Here is an 18823-nt window from a genome sequence, read left to right as displayed (position 1 = left end):
CCATGACTCGTTCATTGAAAAAAGGGCCGTTCTGCGACGCCCACCTGGTGAAAAAAGTCGAAGCCGCTCAAGCGACCAAAGACAAAAAGCCAATCAAAACCTGGTCCCGTCGCTCGACGATCATGCCTGACTTCATCGGTCTGACCATTGCCGTGCACAACGGCAAGGTCCACGTGCCTGTGTACGTGTCCGAAAACATGGTTGGTCACAAGCTCGGCGAATTCGCGCTGACCCGTACCTTCAAGGGCCACGCTGCTGACAAAAAGGCTAAGAAATAATGGAAACCAAAGCTATCCTCAAAGGCGTGCGCCTGTCGGATCAAAAGGGTCGCCTGATCGCTGACCTGATCCGCGGCAAGAAGGTTGACGCTGCGCTGAACATTCTGCAGTTCAGCCCTAAGAAAGGCGCGTTCATCGTCAAGAAAGTGCTGGAGTCCGCTATTGCGAACGCTGAGCACAACGACGGTGCCGACATCGACGAACTGTTCGTAAAGACCATTTACGTCGAAAAGGGCCCAATCCTGAAGCGCTTCACTGCACGCGCTAAAGGTCGTGGCGACCGTATCTCGAAACAATCCTGTCACATTTACGTGACTGTCGGTAACTAAGGAGCTGCGATGGGTCAGAAAATTCATCCAACCGGTTTCCGTCTGGCGGTCACCCGTAACTGGGCATCTCGCTGGTACGCAACCAACGGTAACTTCGCTTCCATGCTGAACGAAGACCTGAAGGCACGTGCTTTCCTGAAAAAGAAGCTGAAAAACGCTTCCGTTGGCCGCATCGTGATCGAGCGTCCAGCCAAGAACGCACGCTTCACCGTGTACAGCTCGCGTCCTGGCGTCGTGATTGGTAAGAAGGGCGAGGACATCGAAGTCCTGAAGTCCGCTCTGACCAAGATCATGGGCGTGCCAGTGCACGTGAACATCGAAGAAATCCGCAAGCCGGAAATCGACGCTCAGCTGATCGCTGACTCGATCTCGCAGCAGCTGGAAAAGCGTATTATGTTCCGCCGCGCCATGAAGCGCGCTATGCAGAACGCAATGCGCCTGGGCGCCCAGGGCATCAAGATCATGTCCTCCGGCCGTCTGAACGGCATCGAGATCGCCCGTACCGAATGGTATCGCGAAGGCCGCGTGCCTCTGCATACCCTGAAGGCGGACATCGACTACGGTACCTCCGAAGCTTCCACCACCTACGGCATCATCGGTGTCAAGGTGTGGGTGTACAAGGGTGACCGCTCCGCCACCGGCGAAGCACCAGTCATCGACACCCCGGCTGAAGAGAAGAAGCCACGTGGCCCGCGCCGCGAAGACGGCAAGCCAGCAGGCCGCCGCCCAGCAGGTGCCGGTGCTAAACCAGGCGCACCAGCCGCCCGCCGCGCTGCCAAGCCGGCTGCAGCTGACAAAGCAGGAGAATAAGCATGCTGCAACCAAGCCGCAGGAAATATCGTAAAGAGCAGAAAGGCCGCAACACCGGCATTTCGCACTCCACCGGCACTAACGTGTCGTTCGGTGAGTTCGGCCTGAAGGCCGTGGCTCGTGGCCGTATCACTGCACGTCAAATCGAGTCCGCTCGTCGTGCAATGACCCGTCACATCAAACGTGGTGGCCGTATCTGGATCCGTGTTTTCCCAGACAAGCCGATCTCCAACAAGCCTGCCGAAGTCCGTATGGGTAACGGTAAAGGTAATCCGGAGTACTACGTTGCCGAAATCCGTCCAGGCAAAGTCCTGTACGAAATGGATGGCGTTGGCGAAGAACTGGCACGCGAAGCGTTCCGTCTGGCTGCTGCTAAACTGCCTCTGGCTACCACCTTCGTGGTGCGCCAGGTTGGCCAATAATTGGAGTGAAATATGAAAGCATCTGAACTCCGTGGCAAAGACCAGGCTGCACTGCAGAAAGAACTGAACGACCTGCTGAAGGCTCAGTTCGGCCTGCGTATGCAAGCTGCTACCCAGCAGCTGGGCAATAGCTCGCAGCTGAAGAAGGTCCGCCGCGACATCGCCCGCGTGAAAACGGTAATGAACTCGAAGGAAGCGAAATGACCGAACAAGTTAAGCTGAAGCGTACTCTGATCGGTAAAGTCGTGTCCGACAAGATGGACAAGACCGTTACCGTTCTGATCGAACGTCACGTCAAGCACCCTCTGTATGGCAAGATCATCGTCCGTAGCGCAAAGTACCACGCGCACGACGAGACCAACCAGGTTAAAGCCGGTGATACGGTAGAGATCGTGGAAGGTCGTCCGATCTCCAAAACGAAGGCGTGGACGGTGACCCGTGTAGTGCAAGCTGCACAAATCGTCTAAGTAAGTTGCAAGCCGGGAGCGTGAGTTCCCGGTCACAATTTAATTAGTTCTTGCAGGCCCGCAGGTTTTATGTGATACTTGCGGGCTTCGTCCATGTATCCGCCGCAAAGTTTCTCTCCGCAGACGCGATAGCGGTCAGTACTTGTATGAAGATCAAGCACCCAATCAGCCATTTTGGCTGGCGGGACCAAGACTGACCGATATCCGCATTGTGTGGATTCTTCGGCTTAAGTTGGGAAAGAGATAACTATGATTCAAACTGAAAGCCGGCTCGAAGTAGCCGACAACACCGGTGCCAAGGAAGTTATGTGCATCAAGGTGTTGGGCGGTTCCAAGCGCCGTTACGCTGGCATCGGCGACGTGATCAAGGTCACCGTTAAGGTGGCTCAGCCTCGCGGCCGTGTCAAAAAAGGTGAAATTTATAACGCCGTGGTAGTGCGCACCGCTAAGGGTGTGCGTCGCCAGGACGGTTCGCTGGTGAAGTTCGACGGCAATGCTGCTGTCCTGCTGAACAACAAGCTGGAACCGATCGGTACCCGTATCTTCGGACCAGTGACGCGCGAACTGCGCACTGAGAAGTTCATGAAGATCGTGTCCCTGGCACCGGAAGTCCTGTAAGGAGTCAGACAATGGATAAGATTCGCAAAAACGACGAAGTCATCGTCCTGACTGGTAAGGACAAGGGCAAGCGCGGCGTAGTGACCCAGCGTGTAGACGCTGAGCACGTCGTGGTTGATGGCGTTAACGTGGCTAAAAAAGCCGTTAAGCCAAACCCGATGACTGGTGTTCAAGGTGGCATCGTTGACAAGACCATGCCTATTCACGTGTCCAACGTTGCTCTGTTCAACGCTGCGACCGGTAAGGCAGATCGCGTAGGCTTCAAAGAAGTGGACGGTAAAAAAGTCCGCGTCTTCAAGTCCTCCGGCGAAGTAGTGAAAGGGTAATCAGAAATGGCCCGTCTGCAACAACTGTACAAAGACAAGATCGTCGCTGAGCTGACCGGTAAATTCGGTTACACCTCCGTGATGGAAGTGCCGCGCCTGACCAAGATCACCCTGAACATGGGTCTCTCGGAAGCCGTGGCTGACAAGAAAATCATCGAGCACGCTGTTGGCGACCTGACCAAGATCGCCGGCCAGAAGCCAGTCGTGACCAAGGCCCGTAAGGCAATCGCAGGTTTCAAGATCCGCGAAGGCTACCCAATCGGTACCATGGTGACCCTGCGCGGCGCCCGCATGTACGAATTCCTGGACCGTCTGATCACCGTGGCCCTGCCGCGCGTGCGTGACTTCCGTGGTGTGTCTGGTAAATCCTTCGATGGCCGTGGTAACTACAACATCGGCGTGAAAGAACAGATCATCTTCCCGGAAATCGAGTACGACAAGATCGACGCACTGCGTGGTATGAACATCTCGATCACCACCACCGCGAAGACCGACGACGAAGCCAAAGCGCTGCTCGCCGCCTTTAAATTCCCGTTCAGGAACTAAACGATCATGGCAAAACTCGCACTGATTAACCGTGAACAGAAGCGTGCTGACCTGGTAGCGAAATTCGCAGCCAAGCGCGCCGCTCTGAAGGCCATCATTGATGACCAGACCAAGTCGGAAGAAGAGCGTTACGAAGCGCGCCTGAAACTGCAGGCACTGCCGCGTAACTCGGCTCCAACCCGTCAGCGTAACCGCTGCCAGGTCACCGGTCGCCCACGTGGCACCTTCCGTAAATTCGGCCTGGGTCGTATCAAGCTCCGTGAATTCGCCATGCGTGGCGAAATCCCGGGTATGACCAAAGCCAGCTGGTAATAGGAGAATAAGCAATGAGTATGAGCGATCCTATCGCCGATATGCTGACCCGTATTCGCAACGCACAAACCGTGCAAAAGACCTCCGTGGCTATGCCATCGTCGAAGGTTAAAGTTGCGATTGCCAACGTCCTGAAAGACGAGGGTTACATTGAAGATTTCGCCGTGTCCACCTCTGAGGGCAAGTCGGAACTGAAAATCGGTTTGAAATATTATGTAGGCCGTCCTGTGATCGAACGTCTGGAACGTGTTTCGCGTCCAGGCCTGCGTATCTACAAAGGCAAAGATGAGATCCCAACCGTGATGAACGGCCTGGGCGTGGCAATCGTGTCGACCCCGCAAGGCGTCATGACCGATCGCAAAGCGCGCGCTACCGGTGTTGGTGGCGAAGTCATCTGCTTCGTGGCTTAAGGAGTAACACAATGTCTCGTGTAGCTAAAATGCCGATCGTTGTGCCTGCTGGCGCCGAAGTTGCCATCTCCGCACAAGCGATCACCGTCAAGGGCCCGCTGGGCACCCTGACCCAGAGCCTGAACGGCCTGGTAAAAGTTGAAAACAACGCTGGCACCCTGTCCTTCGACGTGGTGAACGACAGCCGTGAATCGAACGCCATGTCCGGCACCCTGCGTGCTCTGGTCAACAACATGGTAACGGGCGTAACCAAGGGCTTCGAGAAGAAGCTGTCCCTGGTCGGCGTGGGCTACAAAGCCCAAGCTCAAGGCGACAAGCTGAACCTGTCCCTGGGCTTCTCGCACCCAGTCGTTCACGACATGCCAACCGGCGTGAAGTGCGCAACCCCAACCCCAACCGAGATCATCATCTCTGGCGTTGATCGCCAAAAGGTTGGCCAGGTGGCTGCCGAAGTTCGTGCTTACCGCTCCCCTGAGCCTTATAAGGGCAAGGGTGTCCGCTATGTGGACGAAGTGGTTAAGCTCAAAGAAACCAAGAAGAAGTAATTAGGGGCTGACGATGGACAAAAAAGAATCTCGTCTGCGCCGCGGACGTCAAACTCGCATCAAGATCGCGCAACTGAAAGTGAACCGCCTGTCGGTGCACCGCACTAACCTGCACATTTACGCGAACCTGATCAGCCCGGACGCCAAAGTTCTGGTTTCGGCCTCGACCGTGGAAGCGGAAGTGCGCGCCGAGCTGGCTGGCAAGTCTGGCAAGGGTGGCAACGCCGCCGCTGCCGCACTGGTTGGCAAGCGTGTCGCAGAAAAAGCACTGAAAGCGGGCATCACCGAAGTCGCCTTCGACCGCTCCGGTTTCCGTTACCACGGCCGCATCAAGGCGCTGGCGGAAGCCGCGCGTGAAGCTGGCCTGAAGTTCTAAGGGTACGATCATGGCAAAAATGCAAGCAAAAATGGCATCCGATAAGCCGGATGATGGCATGCGCGAAAAAATGATCGCGATCAACCGCGTGACCAAAGTGGTCAAGGGTGGTCGCATCATGGGCTTCGCAGCGCTGACCGTGGTTGGTGACGGCGATGGCCGCATCGGCATGGGCAAGGGCAAGTCGAAAGAAGTTCCAGTCGGTGTGCAAAAGGCAATGGAAGAAGCCCGTCGCAACCTGATCAAGGTTCCTCTGAAGAACGGCACCCTGCAGCACACCGTCACCGGCCGCCACGGCGCGTCGAAAGTGATGATGTCGCCAGCTAAGCCAGGTACCGGCGTGATCGCAGGTGGCGCAATGCGCGCTATCTTCGAGGTGATGGGCGTGACCGACGTGGTGGCTAAGTCCACCGGTTCGAACAACCCATACAACCTGGTGCGCGCCACCCTGGACGGCCTGGCCAAAATGAGCACTCCAGCTGACATCGCCGCTAAGCGCGGTAAGTCGGTTGAAGAGATCCTGGGTTAATAGGGAGCACTTCAATGAGCACTATCAAAGTCAAACTGGTGAAGGGCCTGATCGGCACCCGTCAAGACCACCGCGCAACCGTGCGTGGCCTGGGCCTGCGTCGTGTGAACTCTGTCAGCGAACTGCAGGACACTCCTGCTGTGCGCGGCATGATCAACAAGGTCGCCTACCTCGTTAAAGTCGTTTCCTAAGCGACCCTTAGGAACTGGAGAAAACAATGCAACTGAATACCATTCAACCAGCAGAAGGCGCGAAGCACGCTAAGCGCCGCGTTGGCCGCGGTATCGGCTCCGGCCTCGGTAAAACCGCAGGCCGCGGCCACAAAGGTCAGAAATCGCGTTCGGGCGGCTTCCATAAAGTCGGCTTCGAAGGCGGTCAAATGCCTCTGCAGCGTCGTCTGCCTAAGCGTGGCTTCAAATCCCTGAATGCCACTTTCAAGGCTGAAGTGCGTCTGTCCGACCTGAACGCCCTGGCTGTCGGTGAAGTCGACATCCTGGTGCTGAAACAGGCCGGCGTGCTGAATGTTCTGGCACGCGACGTACGTGTTATCGCTTCCGGCGAAATCACTAAAGCAGTGACCGTAAAAGGCCTGAAAGTGACCGCTGGCGCGAAAGCAGCCATCGAAGCAGCTGGCGGCTCGGTAGCCTGAGTCAGCTAGCTTAATCGGAGCGAAAATTGGCAACAAACCAACAGCTTGCTAAATCCGCCGCCGCCGGCTTCCCTTGGAACCGGCTGTGGTTTTTGCTGGGCGCTCTGGTGGTGTACCGTATCGGTGCACACATCCCTGTCCCGGGTGTCAACCCGGTAGAGCTGGCGCGACTGTTTGAATCGCAGCAGAACGGCATCCTGGGCATGTTCAACATGTTCTCGGGTGGCGCGCTGTCGCGCTTCACGGTCTTCGCCTTGGGCATCACTCCATACATCTCGGCCTCGATCATCATGCAACTGGTGTCGATCGTGTCCCCGACGATGGAGGCGCTGAAAAAAGAAGGTGAATCGGGCCGTCGCAAGATTACCCAATACACCCGTTATGCAACTGTCGGTCTGGCTCTGTTCCAGGCGTTCGGCATCGCGGTCGCGCTGGAAGCCCAGCCTGGCCTGGTGATCGACCCTGGTATGGGCTTCCGCTTCGTCACCGTGGTGACGCTGCTGACCGGCACCATGTTCGTGATGTGGTTGGGCGAGCAGATTACCGAGCGCGGTCTTGGTAACGGCATCTCGATCATCATCTTCGCCGGTATTGCTGCTGGTCTGCCGAACGCACTGGGTGGCTTGTTCTCCCAAGTGTCGCAAGGCGCCATCGGCGCACCGTCGGCGATCCTCATCGTGCTGCTGGTGGCTGCTGTCACCTACGCCGTGGTGTTCGTGGAACGTGGTCAGCGCAAGATCCTGGTCAACTATGCCAAACGTCAGGTCGGTAACAAGATCTACGGTGGGCAGACCAGCCACCTGCCGCTCAAGCTCAACATGGCAGGCGTCATTCCGCCGATCTTCGCTTCGTCGATTATCTTGTTCCCGGCTACCATCGTGGACTGGTTTTCGAAAGGTGCGGACACCTCTAACCCAGTGGTCCGTTTCCTGAAAGATCTGGCTGCGTCGATGGCTCCTGGTGAGCCAATCCATGCACTGCTGTACGCTGTGGCAATCGTATTCTTCTGCTTCTTCTACACCGCACTGGTGTTCAACAGCAAAGAAACTGCGGACAACTTGAAGAAGAGCGGGGCCTTTGTGCCAGGGATTCGTCCCGGTGAGCAGACAGCCCGTTACATCGACAAGATCCTGATGCGATTGACCCTGGCGGGTGCCGTGTATATCACCGCCGTGTGCTTGCTGCCTGAATTCATGCAAGCCCAGTGGAAGGTGTCGTTCTATTTTGGTGGTACTTCGCTGTTGATTATTGTAGTTGTGACCATGGACTTCATGGCTCAAGTGCAAAACTATGTGATGTCGCAGCAATATGAATCGCTGCTGCGCAAAGCTAACTTCAAGGGCGGACTTCCGACACGATAAATGGCAAAAGACGACGTCATTCAGATGCAGGGCGAGATCCTGGAGAACTTGCCCAATGCAACTTTTCGAGTAAAGCTGGAAAACGGCCACGTGGTACTCGGCCACATTTCGGGTAAAATGCGTATGAACTACATCCGCATTCTCCCTGGCGACAAAGTCACGGTTGAATTGACGCCGTACGACCTGTCCCGGGCCCGTATTGTGTTCCGGACAAAGTAATTAATTAAGCAATTTCGAACATAAGAGAGTGCAATCATGAAAGTTAACGCTTCAGTTAAGCGCATCTGCCGCAACTGCAAGATCATCAAGCGCAAGGGCGTGGTCCGCGTAATCTGCGTGGAAGCTCGTCACAAGCAGCGTCAAGGTTAATCGAGGGAATAACGAATGGCACGTATTGCAGGGGTTAACATCCCAAATCACAAGCACACCGTTATCGGCCTGACCGAGATCTACGGTATTGGTCGTCCACGTTCGCAGTTCATCTGCGCACAAGCCGGCGTTGCAACCAACAAGAAGGTCAAGGATCTGGACGACAGCGAGCTGGAAAAGCTGCGTGAAGAAATCGGCAAGTTCATCGTCGAAGGCGACCTGCGTCGCGAACTGTCGATGAACATCAAGCGTCTGATGGACCTGGGCTGCTACCGTGGTCTGCGTCACCGTAAGGGCCTGCCGGTCCGCGGTCAGCGCACCCGCACCAATGCACGTACCCGCAAGGGCCCGCGCAAGGCCGCTCAATCGCTGAAGAAATAATCTAGGGAACTACTATGGCTAAGCAACAAAGCTCCGCAGCAGCCGCTCGCGTACGCAAGAAAGTCAAGAAGAACGTCGCTGAAGGTATCGCACACGTTCACGCTTCCTTCAACAACACCATCATCACCATCACCGACCGTCAGGGCAATGCTCTGTCGTGGGCGACCTCCGGTGGTGCTGGCTTCAAGGGTTCGCGTAAGTCGACCCCGTTCGCAGCGCAGGTTGCTGCTGAAGCCGCTGGTAAAGTTGCGCAGGAATGCGGCGTGAAGAACCTGGAAGTTCGCATCAAGGGCCCTGGTCCTGGCCGCGAATCCGCTGTTCGCGCACTGAACAACCTGGGCATCAAGATCACCGAGATCCAGGACGTTACCCCAGTGCCGCACAACGGCTGCCGCCCTCCAAAGCGTCGTCGTATCTAATATCAGTCTGACATTGGCCGGTTCGGTGTGAACCGGCCACCGTCTTCTGAATCAAAATCGCTGGAACAGTGAACCGGAAACGGTTATACTGTCCGGCTATTTTCGCCTTTCCGGCTTGCCGGCGAGGCAAAAGCCACGCCTGAGTTGTAAGTGGACCAGGCTAGCGCCTAACCGCATTCCGATGCGGCTGGGGCGTCATTTAATCATTAAAGGAAATATACCGTGGCACGTTATATCGGACCAAAAGCAAAACTGTCCCGCCGTGAAGGCACCGACCTGTTCCTGAAGAGCGCACGCCGCTCCCTGGATTCCAAGTGCAAACTGGATGTCAAGCCAGGCCAGCACGGCGTGAAATCCGGCGCCCGCACTTCCGACTACGGCAACCAGCTGCGCGAAAAGCAGAAGGTCAAGCGTATGTACGGCGTGCTGGAACGCCAGTTCCGTCGCTACTTCGCTGAAGCTGAGCGCCGCAAGGGCCCAACCGGCGAAACCCTGCTGCAACTGCTGGAATCCCGTCTGGACAACGTTGCATACCGCATGGGCTTCGGCTCGACCCGCTCCGAAGCGCGTCAGCTGGTTTCCCACAAAGCCTTCACCGTGAACGGCCAAGTGGTGAACATCCCTTCGTTCAACGTGAAGAAAGGCGACGTGATCGCCGTTCGCGAAAAGTCGAAGAAGCAGACCCGTATCGTTGAAGCGCTGTCGCTGGCTGAACAAGTTGGCATGCCAGCTTGGGTTTCCGTTGACGCGAAGAAAATGGAAGGTACCTTCAAGTCCTTCCCAGAGCGTAACGAAATCGCTGCTGACGTCAACGAATCGCTGATCGTCGAACTGTATTCCCGTTAATCTCGGGTGCTGTACCAAGGCGGGACTCGGTCCCGCCTTTTCCATTTAATGCCATCAGCCTTATCGGTGTAACGAGCCGAGGGTAATGAAAAGGACATTTACATGCAAAATAGCTTGTTGAAACCACGTATTATCGATGTTGAAGCCCTGGGCCACGGTCACGCCAAAGTCGTGATGGAGCCATTCGAGCGCGGCTACGGCCACACTCTGGGCAACGCGCTGCGCCGCGTGCTGCTGTCTTCGATGACCGGCTTTGCGCCGACCGAAGTCACCATCGCCGGTGTCGTTCACGAGTACTCCTCGCTGGACGGCGTGCAGGAAGACGTGGTTGACCTGCTGCTGAACCTGAAGGGTGTCGTGTTCAAGGTGCACAACCGTGACTCCGTGACCCTGACCCTGAAGAAAGAAGGCGAAGGCCCAGTGATGGCGTCGGACATCGACCTGCCACACGACGTCGAGCTGATCAACCCGGATCACGTGATCGCCAACCTGACTGCCGGCGGCAAGCTGGACATGCAGATCAAGGTCGAAAAAGGCCGCGGCTACGTTCCTGGTAACGTGCGTCGCCTGTCGGAAGACGCCAACAAGACCATCGGCCGCATCATCCTGGACGCCTCGTTCTCGCCAGTGCGCCGTGTTTCCTACGCTGTCGAATCGGCACGTGTGGAACAGCGTACCGACCTGGACAAGCTGATCATCAACATTGAAACCAATGGCGTGATCACCCCGGAAGAAGCGATCCGTCAATCGGCACGCGTGCTGGTCGACCAGCTGAACGTGTTTGCTGCCCTGGAAGGCACCGAAACCGCCGCTGAAGCGCCATCCCGCGCTCCAATGGTCGATCCGATCCTGCTGCGTCCAGTGGACGACCTGGAACTGACCGTGCGTTCGGCCAACTGCCTGAAAGCAGAAAACATCTACTACATCGGCGACCTGATCCAGCGCACCGAAAACGAGCTGCTGAAGACCCCGAACCTGGGCCGCAAGTCGCTGAACGAAATCAAGGAAGTGCTGGCATCGCGCGGCCTGACCTTGGGCATGAAACTCGAGAACTGGCCACCTGCTGGTCTGGAGAAGTAATTTCAACATTTGGTGACAGTGCTGGACATCGCGCAGCGATGTTCTGCCCTGTTACCAACTGATTAGCAGTACCACCCGTCGCGCTTTGCGGCGGGTGTATATAAACCTGAACCGGACCGCGCCTTTGCTTAGATTAGGCGATCGAAGATCTCGGATTTAAACAACATCGAAAGGAAGTACCATGCGTCACCGTAACGGCCTCCGTAAACTGAACCGTACCTCGTCCCACCGTCTGGCAATGCTGCGCAACATGACTGTTTCGCTGCTGCGTCACGAAGCGATCAAGACCACCCTGCCAAAGGCAAAGGAACTGCGTCGCGTTGTGGAACCAATCCTGACCCTGGGCAAGACCGACACCCTGGCCAACAAGCGCCTGGCTTTCTCCCGTCTGCGCGACCGCGAGATGGTTCTGAAGCTGTTCGCTGAACTGGGCCCACGCTACGCAAACCGCAACGGCGGCTACCTGCGTATCCTGAAAATGGGTTTCCGTCATGGCGACAACGCTCCAATGGCTTTCATCGAGCTGCTGGACCGTCCAGAAGTCAGCTCCGCTGACGAGGCACCAACCGCTGAGTAATCTCAGACAGGTTTATTAGAAAGCCGGGCCTTGCCCGGCTTTTTTTATTTCTGCTGGTAACAGCTTAAAGCGGCGTTAAGCCGGCCAGTGTAAGATGGGCCTGCCCGATCGATTCACCGCCCAAGACCATGCACCATAAAGCGTCCTCCTTCCAGGCGTGGCTATTTGCTGCGCTCTCGCTCTTTTTCCTCCTGTTTGCCGGAGCGGCGCACGCCGACGAGGAATTCCTCGATCCGCAGGTCGCCTTCAAGTTTTCCGCCAAGGTAGTGGAGGGCAAGGCCGTTGCCGTGACTTACGAGATCGCCGACGGCTATTACATGTACCGCGAACGCTTCAAATTCGTGGCGGAGGGCGCGACGCTGGGTGAGCCGCAGATCCCGCCGGGCAAAGTCAAATTCGATGAAACCTTTAACAAGAACGTCGAGACCTATCACAACCAGGTGACGATCGTGATCCCGGTCCAGGCGCCGGGCCCGTTCACCCTGAAGGCGACCAGCCAGGGCTGCTCGGAAAAGGGTTTGTGCTATTCGCCGATGGAATCGACGGCGCGCCTGATGGTGGTGGGTGGCGGCAATTCAGCCTCGGGCGGCAACCTGTTCGGCCTCGGCGGCGAGAAGGGCGCGGCGGCGGGCAGCCAGAGCGTCCCGGGCGCGGCGCCACAGGCGGCACTTGATACGCCAGCTTCTGCGACTGCGCAGGCGCCTGCAGCGGGCAACGCTTCGCCTGTCGTCAAAGCCTCGAGCGACAGCGAAATGGGCAAGATCGAATCCGCGCTGAAGGGCGGCAGCTTGCTCGTGATCGCACCTCTGTTCATCCTGCTTGGCCTGGGCCTGTCCTTCACGCCGTGCGTGCTGCCGATGGTGCCTATCCTGTCCTCGATCATCGTAGGCGACGGCATCGGCCCAGGCCGCCGATCGCGCGGCTTCGCCCTTTCGCTGAGCTACTCCTTGGGCATGGCGATTGTTTATACCGCGCTGGGCATCGCTGCCGGCCTGATTGGGCAGGGCCTGTCGGCTGCCCTGCAGAATCCGTGGGTGCTGGGCGCCTTCGGCTTGCTGATGGCGGGTATGTCGCTCTCCATGTTCGGCGTCTTTGAATTGCAGGTCCCGGCGGGCATGCAGTCCCGCCTGGCGACCGCATCAAACCGCCACTCCGGCGGCAAACTGGCCGGCGTATTCGCCATGGGCGCCATCTCCGCCTTGATCGTTGGACCCTGCGTTGCGGCGCCCTTGGCCGGCGCCCTGGTCTACATCAGCCAGACCCGCGACGTGGTCGTGGGCGGCCTCGCACTATTCTCGATGGCGGTTGGCATGAGCGTTCCGCTGCTGCTGGTTGGCTTGTCGGCCGGCGCACTGGTGCCGCGCGCCGGTATCTGGATGCAGGGCGTGAAGCGCTTCTTCGGCGTGCTGATGCTGGCCATGGCACTGTGGCTGGTGTCGCCGGTCTTGCCGGGCAAAGTGCAGATGATCGGCTGGGCCATCCTCGGCGTGGGCTACGCCTTCTACCTGCTGACCCATGAGCAAGGCAAATGGCTGCCGAAGGTGGTTGCAGCCCTGTTCGCGGCCATTGGCCTGATCCAGATCGCGGGTCTGGCCACTGGCAGTACCGATCCGCTGCATCCGATTGAACGTTTGGCAGGCCGCGCCGACAAGCACCTGAAATTCACCCGCGTTAAATCGGTGTCGGACCTGGATGCCGTGCTGGCGCAAACCGGCGGCAAGACCGTGATCCTGGACTTCTATGCCGACTGGTGCGTGTCCTGCAAGGAAATGGAGAAGCTGACCTTCATCGATCCTGCCGTGCAGCAGAAGCTGGCCAACACGATTTTGCTGCAGGTGGACGTGACCGCCAATAACGCTGACGACAAAGCCATGCTGCAACGCTTCACGCTGTTTGGTCCGCCGGGCATCATCATGTTCAACGGCGCCGGGCAGGAGATTCCCGATGCGCGGGTGATCGGCTTCCAGGATAAAGAGAAATTCCTGCGATCGCTGGAAAAGTTAAACTGAAGCAAAGGCGCCGCAAGGCGCCTTTTTCATTGCAATCACTTGCGCGCCACGAGGTCGGGCAGATGAATCAGCACCAATGTTGCGATATAATTAATGTATTTTTCATTTTGATTATATTTCTCAGGGGTGTTCATGGAAGTTCGAAAGTTCGGTGTGCTTGGGTTGGCTTGTTTGCTGGCGGCATGTGGGGGCGGTGGTGGTGACGCACAAAGCAGCGGGCAGTCTACAGTTCAACTGCCGTCCGGCCCTAAAACATATACGGCAGCTTCTGCAACTGTAGGCGACTATTATTCGTTCAAAGAGCAATCCAAAGTTGATGGTCAGGCCGACACGACCGATTACTTGACGAACTTGGTGAGCAATGTCGCGAAGGATGGGGCGAAAACCATTAAAACCCTCGCGGATTATGCCTCGCCAGTCGAGCCACTATCATTTAGTTCCTCGACCTCGACCGATGAATACGACAGTGCTGGGCACTGGGTCAGCAACTCCGATGGTTTTTGCATTACGACCAACAAACAGCCTTATTTCTATGTTGCCCCCTATACCATATCAGCCGGCATGAGCTGGCAGCACACGGGCACTTACGAACTCCAATGCGGCACAGGCAAAATCAAACAAAGCACACTCGACCATAAAAGCACCGTTGGCGCTATGGAACAGGTGACTGTGCCTGCCGGTACATTCAATGCGCTAAAGGTGACTCGAAACTCCACTACCGACTCCGGAACCGCGTCAACGGTCAGTGAGCGCACCTGCTGGTGGGAGCCTGACCTGGGTGTGGAAGTCAAATGTGTGGACAAAATCGTCAGGACGACCAAGGCGACCGGCGCGATCAAGAATCTTGAGTTCATTGATGAGCTGATAGGCTTCTCTAATCAGAAACTGGCACGTAAGTACAACACGCTTCAGCGTTTCGTGGGATCCTGGACAGGAAGCTTTTAGCGGTGCCGCGACTGGTAACTGCGCGTTATCGTTCGCCGCGGATGGTACGATCAAGGGCAATTGCAGTGGCGCGGCAGTCACATTTGACATCACGGGCAAGATCGACGCCGACGGCAAACTGGAATTTAATCTCACTGTGAATGGGGTTACGGGACCGACGTTTACCGGGAAGGTCGACACCCTGCAGCAGATTAGCGGTGCCTGGAGTGTACCGAATTATGGTAACGGAACCTGGGTGATCACCCAGGACTAATGGATGTTAAAACAAGGGCGCCGTGAGGCGCCCTTTGTTTTAATTCTGGTGATGCTGCATCATGCGCGAATGTCCGCGATGGCCGAAATGGCTGGCCTTTTCGTCGAACACTTTTTGCTGTTCAGGCGTCAGCACGGAATACAAAGTCTTTGTGGCGGCAAGATTGCTCTCCATGCGGACGATATGTGCCTTCGCCATCTCAATATGTTTTTCCATACGCTGTGGCGCCGGCATATCTTTAAAGGCAGCGCGGTCGAATTGGCCGCGTTGCGGCATATTCGATTTCAGCGCCGACAAATAGGCTTGCCATGCGCCTTCCTGTGCCGGCGTAATTTTCAGCGCATCGTGCATGCGCTTGGCGTGCTGGTCCATGCGCTCCTGCATTTTTACAGGATCGAATTTAGTGGCCGCATATTGGTGCTGCGGGGCTTCTTCTGCCATGGCCGGCAAGGCGGACACACCAAAGCCAATAACTGCTGCGCCGATAACAAATGCTTTATGCAAGGTTTTCATCTTAAATCCCTTCAGAAATGAACTTGTGAAAATGTGCTCTCGCACAGCACATGGAAGCATCTTCCATATTTTCTGTTTCCGCCAAGTGTCCCCGACCCAAGACTTTGTATCCAGTTGTTGCACATCTGATTACTTTATGGCAACATTGCCGCCTTTTGAATTTCTTGAATCTGGTGGAATGTATGCGTAGTAGTTGGATTGGATTGATGGTGGCGGCGGCAATTCTGGTGGGGTGCGGCGGCGGCGGCGGTTCGACCGCGAAAGAAGCCGGGCAATTGTCGTCCACACCGACCTATGCGGCAGCTGCGGCCACGGTCGGCGACTATTACACTTGGGAATTCGTATCGCGGGCGCAGGGCGCCACTGCCGATACTTATAGCTACTCCACTAAAGTGATTCGCAGCGTGGCGCCGGATGGCGCGGTGTCGGCCGCCTACCTGGGCGACTACATCAGCTCGTCGAGCCCGCTGGCCTATGTCTCGAACACGAACATCTCGGACTTTGACAGCCTGGGCCGCTGGCTCAATACCAGCAATGGCTCTTGCACTGCGGCGCCTAACCCGTCGTACTATCCGGTCGCGCCATACACGGTTACCGTTGGGATGAGCACCCAAACAGCCGGCATTGTGCAGGGCAAGTGTTCGACCAACCCTGCGGAGCAACATACGTATGATTTCAAGGACAAGGTTTTCCCAATGGAACAGGTTACCGTGCCGGCCGGGATATTCAATGTGCTGAAGGTAGTCCGCAACGGCATTGAGGAAGACGGCAACCTGCGACAGCTTACCGAGCAAACTTGCTGGTGGGAGCCTGATTTGGGCATTGACGTCAAATGCGTGACGAATTTCACGATCACGAACAAAACCACTGGCGAAAGCCGCAGCAGGGTCGACACCGAGACAATGCTGGGGTATTCGAAGCAGAAGCTGGCGCGCAAGTTCGATACCGTAATGCGCTTCATGGGTAACTGGAATGGGCGCTACGAAGGCGTTGCCCAAGGCCAGAACGTCAGCGGTCTCTGCAAGCTCACGTTTGATGGCAGCAATATCACCGGCAACTGCGTCGGCTCGGCTGTGGAATTCAATATCACCGGCACCGTCAACGCCGATGGCAGCGTGTTTTTCACCGCTTCCAATAATGGCAATTATGGCTCGACTTTCACAGGCAAATTCGACAACCTCCGGCAGTTGAGTGGCAGTTGGAGCGCGCCGAACTACGCCAGCGGCAGCTGGGTCATGACCCAGGATTGATCCCGCCGCGCCAGTTTGTAACGCAATGTGTAGACCGGATTGGTTTACACATGGCGATACAAACTGATTACCTGGCCTTGCCGTATCAAGGGATAATTGTAGGCATGGAAAATGCCGCCTCAATTCTGATCGTCGACGACGACCGCGATATCCGCACCCTGCTGCAGGATTACCTGGAGACCAACGGCTACCGCACCCACGGCGCCGGCGATGGCGCCGGCATGTGGAAACTGCTGGACAACACCAAGCCCGACCTGATCGTGCTGGACCTGAACCTGCCCGGCGAAGATGGCCTGACCCTGTGCCGCAAGCTGCGCGCCCACTCGACCCTGCCGGTCATCATGCTGACCGCCCGCAGCGAGCCGCTGGACCGCATCCTCGGCCTGGAAATGGGCGCCGACGATTACCTGCCCAAGCCCTTCGAGCCGCGCGAGCTGCTGGCCCGCATCCGCAGCGTCCTGCGCCGCAGCACCACCACCGCCGCCAGCGGCGTTGAGAAAGCCAGCCGCATCCGCTTCTCGAACTGGGTGCTGGACCTGACCGCGCGCCACCTGGTCAACCCGCAAGGCACGGTGATCATGCTCTCCGGCGCGGAATTCCGCCTACTCAAGGTCTTCCTCGAGCACCCGAACCGCGTGCTGAACCGCGACCAGTTGCTGAACCTGACCCAGGGCCGCGACGCCGACCCCTTCGACCGTTCGATCGACATCCAGATCAGCCGCCTGCGCCAGAAACTGGGCGAGGACGCGCGCCTGCCGCAGATCATCAAAACGGTGCGTAACGGCGGCTATGTGCTGGCCGGAACGGTGGCTGTGGAGCCGGACTGATGAAATCCTTTTTCCGGGGCATGACGGGGCGGGTCTTTCTGGTCCTGATGCTGGGCATTCTTGCCTCCGCCGCCCTGACGCAGTACCTGGCCGTCAATGAACGCCAGCGCACCCTGCAGCGCTATCGCGATTACTTCGCCCTCGAGCGCGCCGAACAAATCATTTCCACCGCCGGCGTGGTGCTGCCGGATTCGCGCAACCAGTACCTGCGTGTGGCCAGCATGGGCGCCATCAAGCTGGAAGTGCTCGGCGAGCTGAGCGACGTCAGCCCGCAGCTGAGCGAATTCGCCTCCACGCTTGGAAACCGGCTGGGCAAGGAATATGCGTTGCGTTCGCTGCACGAGCGTCCGGATGCTTGCGACCGTCCAACGCAGACTTATACCGCTTTCCCGGTCTTCGGCGCCGGCACCGGCATCTGGCGCGGCACCTGCGAATCGCTGGCCGTGACCATGCCCGACGGCCAACACCTGAAACTCTCCATCCTGCCGCCACGCCAGCCGGCGCCGACCGGCAAGAATGAATATGCCGCCTTCGTTCCTTTCCTGCTCAGCATTGCCGTACTGGCCTACCTGGTGGCGCGCATGACCATGGGCCCGTTGAACAAACTGGCCGACGCCGCCAAAAAACTGGGCAACGACATCAATCACGCGCCGATCGAGCTGGGTGGCGCCACGGAAATCCGCACCGCCTCGGCCGCCTTCAATGCGATGCAGGCGCGCATCCGCCAGCACATCGCCCAGCGCACGGAAATGCTGGCTGCCATCACCCACGATTTGCAGACCCCGCTGACACGCATGCGCCTGCGCCTGGAAAAAGTGCAGGACCATGAGCTGCAAGGCAAGCTGCTGGAAGACCTGTCGGCGATGCAGCAAATGGTGAAGGAAGGCCTGGACCTGGCGCGCAGCATGGATACCACCGAAGTCATGCAGCGCGTCGACCTAGACGCCTTGCTCGACAGCGTGTGCGCCGATGCCGCCGACGCTGGCCAGGAAGTGGATTTGAAAGGCCGCGCCGCGATGGACCTGATGGGTCGCCCGCTCGACATCCGCCGCTGCCTGGTCAACCTGATCGACAACGCCGTCAAGTACGGCCAGCGCGCCCATGTGACCGTGGAGCGCCTGGCTGGTTCCTCTCGCGTCACCATCCGCGACGAGGGCCCGGGCATCCCGGCCGACCAGCTGGCGCAAGTGTTTGAACCGTTTTACCGCCTGGAGACTTCGCGCAACCGCTCCTCCGGCGGCACCGGCCTGGGCCTGACGATTGCGCGCAATATCGCTGAGCAGCACGGCGCTCGCTTGAGCCTGGCCAATCACCCGAGCGGCGGCCTCGAAGTCACCCTCGTGTTCCCCGAATTTTATGCAGGAAAATAGTTGGAT

Annotated in this window: 30 protein-coding genes; 29 read left to right on the top strand and 1 reads right to left on the bottom strand. The window is 57.5% G+C overall.

What is annotated here, in order from left to right:
- The first annotated feature begins 2 nt into the window (after positions 1 to 2).
- From rpsS to AC1RTP_RS20860, 26 genes are all read left to right on the top strand, one after another.
- The gene (gene rpsS, locus AC1RTP_RS20985) at positions 3 to 278 is read left to right on the top strand and encodes a 30S ribosomal protein S19 (RefSeq protein ID WP_093556914.1); all 276 of its coding nucleotides are present in this window, start codon (positions 3 to 5) and stop codon (positions 276 to 278) included.
- Positions 275 to 607: a 50S ribosomal protein L22 gene (rplV, locus tag AC1RTP_RS20980; protein WP_207232949.1), complete on the top strand. Its 333-nt coding sequence runs from the start codon at positions 275 to 277 to the stop codon at positions 605 to 607. Before rpsS ends, rplV begins: the two co-directional genes overlap by 4 nt.
- Before the next feature lie 9 nt (positions 608 to 616).
- Complete coding sequence (rpsC, locus tag AC1RTP_RS20975; protein ID WP_055937629.1) at positions 617 to 1417, top strand: 30S ribosomal protein S3; 801 nt, start codon at positions 617 to 619, stop codon at positions 1415 to 1417.
- Positions 1418 to 1419: 2 nt separating this feature from the next.
- Positions 1420 to 1839: a 50S ribosomal protein L16 gene (gene rplP, locus AC1RTP_RS20970; RefSeq protein ID WP_028101660.1), complete on the top strand. Its 420-nt coding sequence runs from the start codon at positions 1420 to 1422 to the stop codon at positions 1837 to 1839.
- Positions 1840 to 1851: 12 nt separating this feature from the next.
- Positions 1852 to 2043, top strand: coding sequence for a 50S ribosomal protein L29 (gene rpmC, locus AC1RTP_RS20965; RefSeq protein WP_028101659.1), 192 nt, complete (start codon positions 1852 to 1854; stop codon positions 2041 to 2043).
- Positions 2040 to 2306 carry a 30S ribosomal protein S17 gene (gene rpsQ, locus AC1RTP_RS20960; RefSeq protein ID WP_055937633.1) on the top strand — a complete coding sequence of 89 codons (267 nt, stop codon included), beginning with the start codon at positions 2040 to 2042 and terminating at the stop codon, positions 2304 to 2306. The genes rpmC and rpsQ overlap by 4 nt, the downstream gene beginning before the upstream one ends.
- 249 nt (positions 2307 to 2555) lie before the next feature.
- Positions 2556 to 2924 carry a 50S ribosomal protein L14 gene (gene rplN, locus AC1RTP_RS20955; protein ID WP_028101657.1) on the top strand — a complete coding sequence of 123 codons (369 nt, stop codon included), beginning with the start codon at positions 2556 to 2558 and terminating at the stop codon, positions 2922 to 2924.
- A gap of 11 nt (positions 2925 to 2935) precedes the next feature.
- Positions 2936 to 3250, top strand: coding sequence for a 50S ribosomal protein L24 (gene rplX, locus AC1RTP_RS20950; protein WP_055937637.1), 315 nt, complete (start codon positions 2936 to 2938; stop codon positions 3248 to 3250).
- A gap of 6 nt (positions 3251 to 3256) precedes the next feature.
- Entirely contained in the window at positions 3257 to 3796 is a 540-nt protein-coding gene (rplE, locus tag AC1RTP_RS20945; protein WP_028101655.1) for a 50S ribosomal protein L5, read from the top strand.
- A 6-nt stretch (positions 3797 to 3802) separates the two neighbouring features.
- Entirely contained in the window at positions 3803 to 4108 is a 306-nt protein-coding gene (rpsN, locus tag AC1RTP_RS20940; protein ID WP_055937643.1) for a 30S ribosomal protein S14, read from the top strand.
- Between the two features lie 14 nt (positions 4109 to 4122).
- Positions 4123 to 4518: a 30S ribosomal protein S8 gene (gene rpsH, locus AC1RTP_RS20935; protein ID WP_155452624.1), complete on the top strand. Its 396-nt coding sequence runs from the start codon at positions 4123 to 4125 to the stop codon at positions 4516 to 4518.
- 11 nt (positions 4519 to 4529) lie between these two features.
- Positions 4530 to 5063, top strand: a complete 534-nt coding sequence (gene rplF, locus AC1RTP_RS20930) for a 50S ribosomal protein L6 (RefSeq protein ID WP_498610118.1) — start codon at positions 4530 to 4532, stop codon at positions 5061 to 5063.
- 13 nt (positions 5064 to 5076) lie between these two features.
- Complete coding sequence (gene rplR, locus AC1RTP_RS20925; protein WP_028101651.1) at positions 5077 to 5439, top strand: 50S ribosomal protein L18; 363 nt, start codon at positions 5077 to 5079, stop codon at positions 5437 to 5439.
- Between the two features lie 10 nt (positions 5440 to 5449).
- Positions 5450 to 5968, top strand: a complete 519-nt coding sequence (gene rpsE / locus AC1RTP_RS20920; protein ID WP_057264732.1) for a 30S ribosomal protein S5 — start codon at positions 5450 to 5452, stop codon at positions 5966 to 5968.
- Positions 5969 to 5982: 14 nt separating this feature from the next.
- Positions 5983 to 6159, top strand: a complete 177-nt coding sequence (gene rpmD / locus AC1RTP_RS20915; RefSeq protein ID WP_035373423.1) for a 50S ribosomal protein L30 — start codon at positions 5983 to 5985, stop codon at positions 6157 to 6159.
- 26 nt (positions 6160 to 6185) lie between these two features.
- Positions 6186 to 6617 carry a 50S ribosomal protein L15 gene (gene rplO / locus AC1RTP_RS20910; protein WP_028101648.1) on the top strand — a complete coding sequence of 144 codons (432 nt, stop codon included), beginning with the start codon at positions 6186 to 6188 and terminating at the stop codon, positions 6615 to 6617.
- Positions 6618 to 6643: 26 nt separating this feature from the next.
- Complete coding sequence (secY, locus tag AC1RTP_RS20905) at positions 6644 to 7978, top strand: preprotein translocase subunit SecY (protein WP_498610116.1); 1335 nt, start codon at positions 6644 to 6646, stop codon at positions 7976 to 7978.
- Positions 7979 to 8197: a translation initiation factor IF-1 gene (gene infA / locus AC1RTP_RS20900; protein ID WP_005663428.1), complete on the top strand. Its 219-nt coding sequence runs from the start codon at positions 7979 to 7981 to the stop codon at positions 8195 to 8197.
- A gap of 36 nt (positions 8198 to 8233) precedes the next feature.
- A complete protein-coding gene (gene rpmJ, locus AC1RTP_RS20895; protein ID WP_082507582.1) occupies positions 8234 to 8347 on the top strand; it encodes a 50S ribosomal protein L36 in 114 nt (37 codons plus the stop codon).
- Between the two features lie 15 nt (positions 8348 to 8362).
- Positions 8363 to 8728, top strand: a complete 366-nt coding sequence (gene rpsM, locus AC1RTP_RS20890; protein WP_028101646.1) for a 30S ribosomal protein S13 — start codon at positions 8363 to 8365, stop codon at positions 8726 to 8728.
- A gap of 14 nt (positions 8729 to 8742) precedes the next feature.
- Positions 8743 to 9147 carry a 30S ribosomal protein S11 gene (gene rpsK / locus AC1RTP_RS20885; protein ID WP_028101645.1) on the top strand — a complete coding sequence of 135 codons (405 nt, stop codon included), beginning with the start codon at positions 8743 to 8745 and terminating at the stop codon, positions 9145 to 9147.
- 222 nt (positions 9148 to 9369) lie between these two features.
- The gene (gene rpsD, locus AC1RTP_RS20880) at positions 9370 to 9993 is read left to right on the top strand and encodes a 30S ribosomal protein S4 (protein ID WP_498610112.1); all 624 of its coding nucleotides are present in this window, start codon (positions 9370 to 9372) and stop codon (positions 9991 to 9993) included.
- A 102-nt stretch (positions 9994 to 10095) separates the two neighbouring features.
- Positions 10096 to 11073, top strand: coding sequence for a DNA-directed RNA polymerase subunit alpha (locus AC1RTP_RS20875; protein ID WP_498610110.1), 978 nt, complete (start codon positions 10096 to 10098; stop codon positions 11071 to 11073).
- Between the two features lie 181 nt (positions 11074 to 11254).
- The gene (gene rplQ / locus AC1RTP_RS20870) at positions 11255 to 11650 is read left to right on the top strand and encodes a 50S ribosomal protein L17 (protein ID WP_090436005.1); all 396 of its coding nucleotides are present in this window, start codon (positions 11255 to 11257) and stop codon (positions 11648 to 11650) included.
- A 128-nt stretch (positions 11651 to 11778) separates the two neighbouring features.
- Positions 11779 to 13659, top strand: a complete 1881-nt coding sequence (gene dsbD, locus AC1RTP_RS20865; RefSeq protein ID WP_498610108.1) for a protein-disulfide reductase DsbD — start codon at positions 11779 to 11781, stop codon at positions 13657 to 13659.
- Positions 13660 to 13791: 132 nt separating this feature from the next.
- A complete protein-coding gene (locus tag AC1RTP_RS20860; RefSeq protein ID WP_498610106.1) occupies positions 13792 to 14604 on the top strand; it encodes a hypothetical protein in 813 nt (270 codons plus the stop codon).
- A gap of 292 nt (positions 14605 to 14896) precedes the next feature.
- Here AC1RTP_RS20860 and AC1RTP_RS20855 read toward each other — a convergent pair whose 3' ends face one another.
- Positions 14897 to 15493 (bottom strand): Spy/CpxP family protein refolding chaperone, encoded by a 597-nt coding sequence (locus AC1RTP_RS20855; RefSeq protein ID WP_498610104.1) that lies wholly within the window; start codon positions 15491 to 15493, stop codon positions 14897 to 14899.
- 59 nt (positions 15494 to 15552) lie between these two features.
- Between AC1RTP_RS20855 and AC1RTP_RS20850 the strand changes: the two genes are divergently transcribed.
- From AC1RTP_RS20850 to AC1RTP_RS20840, 3 genes are all read left to right on the top strand, one after another.
- The gene (locus AC1RTP_RS20850; protein WP_498610102.1) at positions 15553 to 16620 is read left to right on the top strand and encodes a hypothetical protein; all 1068 of its coding nucleotides are present in this window, start codon (positions 15553 to 15555) and stop codon (positions 16618 to 16620) included.
- Between the two features lie 104 nt (positions 16621 to 16724).
- Entirely contained in the window at positions 16725 to 17447 is a 723-nt protein-coding gene (locus tag AC1RTP_RS20845; protein ID WP_498610100.1) for a response regulator, read from the top strand.
- On the top strand, positions 17447 to 18817 hold the full coding sequence (locus AC1RTP_RS20840; RefSeq protein ID WP_498610098.1) for a sensor histidine kinase: 1371 nt from the start codon (positions 17447 to 17449) through the stop codon (positions 18815 to 18817). Before AC1RTP_RS20845 ends, AC1RTP_RS20840 begins: the two co-directional genes overlap by 1 nt.
- The last annotated feature ends 6 nt before the right edge of the window (positions 18818 to 18823 follow it).

This window comes from Pseudoduganella sp. GW821-FHT11H04 (genome assembly GCF_058807935.1).
This window is presented reverse-complemented; position numbering and strand designations above follow the sequence as displayed.